This window comes from Edaphobacter sp. HDX4 (genome assembly GCF_036877565.1).
In the GTDB taxonomy this organism is placed as follows: Bacteria; Acidobacteriota; Terriglobia; order Terriglobales; family Acidobacteriaceae; genus Edaphobacter.
Genome location: NZ_JAEDXW010000029.1, coordinates 44,196 through 51,234, shown reverse-complemented (window position 1 = coordinate 51,234; position 7,039 = coordinate 44,196). Strand labels below are relative to the sequence as shown.

The 7,039-nt window shown below is 55.4% G+C and carries 3 protein-coding genes and 1 pseudogene; 3 read left to right on the top strand and 1 reads right to left on the bottom strand.

Annotated elements, in window-relative coordinates; translation table 11 throughout:
• Both JAO29_RS20640 and JAO29_RS20635 read left to right on the top strand, forming a co-directional pair.
• Window positions 1–592, top strand: a pseudogene (locus tag JAO29_RS20640) (FUSC family protein); the annotation flags it as partial.
• Entirely contained in the window at window positions 585–2,108 is a 1,524-nt protein-coding gene (locus tag JAO29_RS20635) for a TolC family protein (RefSeq protein ID WP_334270161.1), read from the top strand. The pseudogene JAO29_RS20640 and the gene JAO29_RS20635, both read left to right, overlap by 8 nt.
• Window positions 2,109–2,812: 704 nt before the next feature.
• Here JAO29_RS20635 and JAO29_RS20630 read toward each other — a convergent pair.
• Complete coding sequence (locus tag JAO29_RS20630; RefSeq protein WP_334270160.1) at window positions 2,813–3,778, bottom strand: sigma-54 interaction domain-containing protein; 966 nt, start codon at window positions 3,776–3,778, stop codon at window positions 2,813–2,815.
• Between the two features lie 1,402 nt (window positions 3,779–5,180).
• Between JAO29_RS20630 and JAO29_RS20625 the strand changes: the two genes are divergently transcribed.
• Window positions 5,181–6,209, top strand: a complete 1,029-nt coding sequence (locus tag JAO29_RS20625) for a hypothetical protein (RefSeq protein ID WP_334270159.1) — start codon at window positions 5,181–5,183, stop codon at window positions 6,207–6,209.
• Window positions 6,210–7,039: the final 830 nt, after the last annotated feature.

The following is a 7,039-nucleotide window of genomic DNA, read 5'->3' as shown; positions in this document are numbered from 1 at the left end:
CGTCTTCGTAGGAGCCTTCATCGGCGCATGGATAGCCGCCGGAAGCCCCCGCGTCTCCTATGCGGGATTGCAGTTCGCCTTCGCCTACTTCCTTTGCGTCATCCAGGGATCATCCCCGTCCTTCAACATGGTCGTCGCCCGCGACCGCGTTATCGGAATCTTTCTGGGAATCTTGGTCTCGTATCTCATTTCGACGCGTCTCTGGCCGGCGAGCATCGCTCCGCAGATCGAGGAGGCCCTGAAGACAGTACAGAAACAATTGCAAGAGATAGACCAACTTCCCGATCACTGGCAGCGCCGCCGCCTCGCCGCAAAGACGCAGGCCCTCCTCCACAAGATTGACACCGACATTCAGTTGGCGGGTTATGAACCTCCTTCCATCCGCCCTACCACAGCATGGCGTAGCACGCGTAGGAACGCAGTGCAAGCCGCGCAGCAACTGGACACAACACTCTTCGCACGTTCTGAGCTGGGAGATTCCGGGAAAGAACCTGCAGCCAATAATGCCGCTCTATCGGAATTGTTAGACCTCAGGTCGCGTTCGTTCCAGGTTGCATGGTCGAGAATCGACCAGTCGGAGGAACATGCATAACACCCACCGGAAAACAGCTTCAGTGCTGCTCGCGCTATACGCCATCGCCGCGGAGGCGCAAAGTACATATTTGCCCATCGCCCCCTCGGCTCTGGTGTCTTCGGAACAAAGGCTCCCCACCCAAACTCCGCAGGAAGCGCCGCCCACCGCCGGACAGAGCTACGCACTTACACCGAACCCCTCCGCCGCCGTTCTGCCTAAACCCCATGTCGATCTCGACGCCGAGCACCCATACACCCTCCCCGAGCTGATCGATCTCGCGGAACGCGAACATCCGGAGACGCGAATCGCATGGGAGACCGCTCGCAACGCAGCTCTGACCGCTGGCATCGCCAGAAGTACCTACCTCCCGCGCATGTCCGCCAATGTCATCGGCGGCCATCAAGCGTCGTCCGGCAGTAGCAGCGCCTTTGGAGTCAATACGCAGGGGGCGGAGTCTGTTACCGGTTCTGTCTCCTCAGTCACACTCGCGTGGCTCTTATTCGACTTCGGCGCACGCAGGAATGCCGTGGACGCTGCCCAGAAGGTATCGATCGCGTCGAACATTCTCTTTACTGGAGTCCATCAGAAGATCATTCACGACGTATGCGTCGCATACTATCTCTATCTTGCCGCCTCCCGGCATATGGTAACCACAACAAAAGCGCTCCAGAATGCTCAGGAGATTCAGAAGGCTGCCGAAGAACGGTATCACGGTGAAATCGGGACGGTACTGGAGTCGACCCAGACCCGCCAGGTGACTGCCCAGGCCCAGCTCGCCAAAATCCAGGCCAAAGGTGCAGAGAGGAATGCTTATGCCTCTCTCCTCGAAGCCATGGGGTTTTCTGCTCTTGAAAAGATCGAAGTTGCTCCGCTGGAGCGGCACACATTCACCGACGACAGCCGCCCTGCAATCGAGCAGGTCGTCACTGACGCCCTCACTCGTCGCGCGGACGTTCTCGCCGCCTATGCGGCAGAGCAGGCAAGCCAGGCCGCAGTCAAGGCCGCCGAGACCGCCTACCGCCCAAAAATCTTCCTGGCTGGCACAGGGGCCTACGTAAGCGGACAACTCGGACTCACAGCAATTCCAGCGATCGGCGAGCAGCAATTGCCGACGTTGAACATCACCGGAAATCACTGGAACTCGACCGTTCTTCTCGGACTATCAGTCCCAATCTTCGATGGCCACGCTAGAGCGAACGCGATCAGCGAAGCAAAGAATAACTCTGCCAAAGCCGCGGCAACACTGGACCAGACACGGATCGTCGCGATTCGCGAGATCGTAGGCGCACAAAACGCGCTGGAGACCAGTGTCGCCGCCGATGAAGCTGCCCGCACGCTGCAGGACGCCTCGCAGATCTCCTACGACGGTGCTCTTGATGCCTACAAGCATGATGTAGGAACCATTACAGCCGTCGTTGCCGCCCAGACCCAACTCTTGCAGGCCACACTCTCCTCCGACGATGCCTACAGCTCTACGCTTTCCGCTGCGGCCACACTCGCATTTGTTTCCGGAACACTTGTGAATGCCCCTTGAGCAAGCGTCCATTCAGCTGTTCTCAGATCGCTCTGCCGGAAATGGCCCATTGAGTAGCTCGAATCGTTCTCTTCGAACGATCCCTTTTTGGGAGTTTTCCCTAGTAGCACCAGCTGACGAAGCAGATCGCAAAATGTCATCCAACTTTTTAGTGGGGCCGCGCGAAGCCCTTCAACCAACCAGTTGCGGTCAATGAGTCAGCGAAAGAAAACTTCTCGATTCGAAAATCAATGATCTCGAGTCGATGATTTATCTCAATGTCACAGCCCTGATCGCAATTTTCCCGAGTTGAGGATGTTAGAGGCGATGGAATCTTGAACTTTGCCGTTGGCAAGTCTTACTTGTCGCATGTGAATACGCTTCTCGCCCCGGACCCATTCGGTCAGCCGGTCCTAGATCACAGACTTCTCAACGATGACGATGGGCGGCAATTTTCTGGCTAACCCTCTTGTAAGCCGAAAAACATTTTTCGTCGAAGAGAACGGAAGGGAAGATCTGCGGCCAAGCCAAGACGGGTAGTTGGGCCTACAACTCGTTCACCGGGGAAAATACAGTTGTGTTCTGAGTCCAGCCGAACGGAAGAAACTCTAACATCGGAAGTCCGGGGCTTTGGCAAAGACAGTCATGCCGTGAAGTATTGAGTGTGGTGACTACTCGACGTGCGCTGCGTCTTCGTCTCCCTCCAATTGATCACGTCTGGGTGCTTACGTGTAGGACAGTTTTTTCTTAATACCGAGTCGTCGGATTTTGTTTTGCAATGTCGTACGCTTCAGTCCGAGGCGCTCCGCGGCTCCTCCGCTCCCCGCCAATCGACCGGACGATGCGCGCAACGCAGAGAGGATTACGTTGTATTCCGCCTGCTCAAATGTAAGTGTCGAAGGACCAACAGCGCTCGTGTTGGCAGACGATCGAAGTACCGTTGGTGGGATTTCCAATTCATGACCGCGCGTAAGAATGACAGCGCGTTCGACGAAGTTCGCCAGTTCCCGGATATTGCCGCGCCAGGGGTTATCGACGAGCACCTGCATGACCTCGTCACGTATGCACGTGATCGATTTGCCCATGAGCTTCGATAGCTTCGATACAAAGTAGTTGGCCAGCAGTGGAATATCTTCACGCCGCTCCCGCAGAGGTGGGATTTCAATTGGAAACACATTGAGGCGATAGAACAGATCCTCCCGGAACCCCCCCTCCTGAATCATGCTCGTAAGATCGCGATGGGTCGCGGCAATGATCCGTACATCGACCTGTATCGTCCTGGCATTCCCCAATCGTTCGAATTCTTGCTCCTGCACTGCTCGCAACAGCTTCGGCTGCAGTTCAAGGCTGATATCGCCGATTTCATCCAGGAATAACGAGCCGCGATCGGCCAGCTCGAATCTGCCCTTTTTTTGCATCAGTGCTCCCGTGAACGCGCCCTTCTCATGTCCGAAGAGTTCACTCTCGAGCAGCCCGGAAGGGATAGCGGCGCAGTTCATGCGCACGAACGTACGCTCGCGACGGGAACTGAGTCGGTGAATGGCGCGTGCAACTAACTCCTTGCCCGTGCCGGTCTCGCCATGAAGCAAAACAGTGGACCCGGTAGGCGCAACGATTATGACTTGTTGCAGCACTCTCTGAAGCTCATGACTTTTGCCAACAATGTCCTCGAAACGATACTCAGCCTTCATCGTTCCTGCATACGATGACTGATCTTTGAGCCCGCTGACGCTGGAAAAGCTTGTCCCCGGGATTCCTCCGGGATCCGTCAAAGCAACCGTCGGATGTGCCACACTTTGCTCCTCTCGAGCTTCACGCTTTGCTCAGCCGTATCGTCTGATCTATGGTGCGTTGGAATTTTCTTTGTGGCGACCCCAACTCGGGCCAGATCGCAGACTCTTACGAGGCCGACAGTTCGCCTTCTTTGAGCCCGGAACATACGCGTGTTCTGGGATTCTGTTGAAGGGATTTGGAGCTAGTCTTTCGAGATCGCGCTTCGACGTGCCGTCAACCGTTCCAGCAGTGCGACTCCGGGACTGTCATCGAGTGCAGGCGGCGCGAACCCAAAACAACGGTAGCCTGCAAATCGCAGTTTTACTTTCAAGGTTCGAATCCCGGTCAGACGACGACCAGCAAATGCTCTACCGTCGTAACGTCTTCTGCGCCGTTGCATTTCTTCGTGATCCTCTCATTAAGCCATGATCAACGGCGGCGATGTGCTATCTGTGGTGGTGCTTACACATGCGCCTTATAGATCTGACCCATGCCGAGGCTCGGAAAACGTCGTATGGACCTCCTTCGATCACAAGAGCGTTCTTGAAGTGATCGCGCCGCACTCCCGGAATGCTTCCTTCTGCGCCGTGGATCAATGACTTCCAACTCCGGATGCTGTGTCATAAGAGCCTTATGGACTCCCGAATGCGGTAGTGCACGTCGAAGTACGTCTGAAGCTGACGGCTGAGAGATTGGAATTCGATCGAGGTTGTTTGCCGCAAGGCGAGGCACATGCCGCTCTGGCGTCACCATGCCTCCTTCGCGGCAGTGCCCGCAAATGCGCAAAAGGTTTTTCCGTCACGGATCTGCTTTGAATTCAATGGGCGATTTGCTCGTTAGCATTTGGCGAACAGCTTGCATGGTAGGTGGCATGTTACTAATCACCTTGCATCCGCTGGCTAATACGACCGTATTGACGCTTCAAGGAACACTGATCGGCTTGTGGGCGAAGGAACTCCCTCGCGTGTCTCGATCAAACGAGCGGGACTGCGGCAGCACTTTCAATGGGAGCCGCCTTGCGGCTCGCTACGGGGAGTTGCCGAAACCGTTGGTTGAGCTGAATGGAAGCCCGCTCCTGGAGCACGTGATGAGCGGCTTGCAGCGGGTCGGCGTTGACCGATTTGTTCGATCCAGCTCCAAAAGGCGCTCGCGCTCGTGGCAAGTGATTAGTTTCAGATAACACCCTCCAATCTGCTGCAGATCACTTGAGACAAGTTGATCCACTATCGGCTCAGTTCGAGCTATAGAACCTGAGATCTGCGAACCAGTCCACTGTTTTCCCGTCGTCAATTACGCTTTTACTTCCGGAGAAAAGAAATCATGAATCGCCGACCTGACTGTCCCACAAATAAACCCGTTTCATCCCTCATGCTGAGGCTTGGATTAGCCTTTCTTATTTCCCTCGCGTCGCTGACCGTGTATGCCAATGGCCAGACGCAAACGGATAATTCAGCCGCGCACGCTCCCATACGGGTCACACATATCTTGGGATTTGAAAATGCCCGGCGCAATGTTAGCGGGGAGCTCTCTGTCAATGACGGAGAGCTGCGTTTTACGCCCGACGGAGCTCTGCCTTCACAATTGAGTGCGGCCTCAATTCTGAGCATCTCGCTCGGGGAACAAGACAAGCAGGTAGGCGGCGTGCCGATGATGCTGGGCAAGGCCGCACTCCCGTATGGGGGAGGTCGCGTCATAAGCCTCTTCTCCCACAAGAAGTACGATAGCGTGGCCCTAGAATATGTTGATGACAGAGGCGGCCTACACGGAGTCGTATTCCGCTTACCGAAGGGAAAAGCCGAGGGCTTCAGAAGCACTCTGATTGCTGAGCGTGCACACGTCACGCAATCGGCCGTGCAGAATAGCGTCAACGAACGCGTTCCTACCCAGAACTGGAGTGTCCAGGTCGACAGAGTCGACCCTGCTGCAACGACTCTTGACAGCTGTTTCTCGAATGCGATTTACGAGGACGTCGTGCGGCAGTTAAACGAATCGAAGCAGTTCGACGACGTATTCCGCAGCGGTGATCGAGATGCCAATAGCGCTTCGGCCATACTTATCCTCAAGGTAAAGGTGGAAAAGTACTCTCCTGGCAGCGAAACCCGACGAGCAGTAACAACTGTGAGTGGAGCAACCAAAATCAAGGTTCGCATCCAGTTGGTCGCGCCGAATGGTCAGGTCGTGCTGGAGCGCACTGCTGCAGGGGATGTTCGGTTTATGGGCGACAATTTGAAGGCTGCTGAAAAGGTGGCCAAGAATACAGCGAAGCTTCTGAAGCGATCGACTTTGCCGACGCCGGCTACGCTGACGGCGGAACGACCAGCGCCAACTGAGACGATCGCCACAAAATGAGAAACCATCGTTCCAGAAGCCGCTAGCTCATCTGTACAGGTTCATGATCAGAGAGGTATGAGTGCGTCTTTCAGTTCGTGTTGCAACCAAGGACGTTCCTGGTCAATTGTGACGTGGCGAATGCAACTCAGGAAGCGCCATCACCCGATGGCGCTTCCTGAGAGATTGGTCCCGAACAACCAAATCTTCCGACTCAGAAGAGGCCGCTATTCGCCTCCCAAAGAGTTGCGATTAGCCTCGCCCTGGGGCTGCCTTTAAACGGAATTCGCCGGACAATACAAGAAGTCGCTGATAAGTTGGCAATCAGTCACTAACTTATTCACGCGGGAAGCTTCAGTCGGAAAGCCCGGTTTAGCTATGTTCCGCTTAGATTATCTTTCGTGTTTTCTCACCATCCTGGCGACAATCCTCGTCGGTCGAAGATCGTGGACCGGGCTCCTTATTTCGATCGTTAACAGCATCGTTGTTTGCGTCATTGGAGTCCGAACCTCACAGTTCGGATTTATTCCGGCAAACCTGTTTTGCGTCTGTGTATACGCATTTAGTATCCGGTCCTGGGTTCGGGAACAGAGAGACCGCAATCAGGCACCACCTCCGATGGCAATTCAGTCCCGGACCGCGACCAGGTGAGGCTCTACCTCAGTTGCATTCGCCACGTCACATTTACCAAGTACGTCCGGCTGCCCCATCTCACTGCGATGAAAGTCCCTCCACATCAACGGGACCAGTAGGTTAGGCCGCGCAATGGCGCGGCGCCGCTATGGCGACACTGACGTATCCGGGAGGCGGGCTTGGAATACATCCCGTTCCCTGCATTCCGGACCAGAGGT

Bases quoted from the DNA above. Each gene is read 5' to 3' on its own strand.
- JAO29_RS20635 (WP_334270161.1), top strand. From the start codon at position 585: ATGCATAACACCCACCGGAAAACAGCTTCAGTGCTGCTCGCGCTATAC.
- JAO29_RS20630 (WP_334270160.1), bottom strand. From the start codon at position 3,778: ATGAAGGCTGAGTATCGTTTCGAGGACATTGTTGGCAAAAGTCATGAG.
- JAO29_RS20625 (WP_334270159.1), top strand. From the start codon at position 5,181: ATGAATCGCCGACCTGACTGTCCCACAAATAAACCCGTTTCATCCCTC.